This window comes from Ideonella sp. P3_A4 (assembly GCF_056403075.1).
Map to the genome: position 1 here is coordinate 1 of NZ_JBFUGE010001373.1, position 532 is coordinate 532.

1 protein-coding gene is annotated in these 532 nt (G+C 71.2%); it reads right to left on the reverse strand.

Annotated features, from left to right (window positions below):
- A partial coding sequence (locus AC1DYI_RS38070) for a hypothetical protein (protein ID WP_477209220.1) occupies nt 1–493 on the reverse strand: 493 nt, incomplete at its 3' end.
- Nucleotides 494–532 lie beyond the last annotated feature (39 nt).

A 532-nucleotide genomic window follows, 5' to 3' on the forward strand; every position in this document is an offset into this window, starting at 1 on the left:
GCTGGAAGGCGACGAAGCGTTGGCGCCAAGCCACGACGTCGGGCGACGGAGTCGGCTCTCCCACGAGCGCAAGCAGCGCCTGGCCTTCGAGGTCCATGATCTCGCCCAGCAACCCCTTTGCTTCCTGCTGCACCGCGTCGAGTTCGCGCCAACGGGCAGCGGGCGCCTTCGTGTCCCAGTGCGGCAGCGTCGTATCCTTCCGGCGCCGCTTCTCATGACGCTGACGCTCGCGATCCAGCCGGAACACCTGATTGACGAGGTTCACGAACATCGGGCCATCGGTCACGCGGACCCAGTGGCGACGTGCGTCGGCCAGCGCGTCGGCGGCCAGCAGCGGCGCGCCGTCCACCGGACGCAGCGAGGGCTCCACGTCGACGCTTGGCGAGCCTTGCGCACCGGCGTCGATGCGCACCGTCACCGGCGTGACGTAGGCGTGCGGCGCCAGCGCATACGCCAGCGGCAGCACGAGCTCGCGGCGCAGCGTGCGCTGCACGTCACGCGCGCCGTAGCGTGCGTCGCCCGGTAGCGCGGC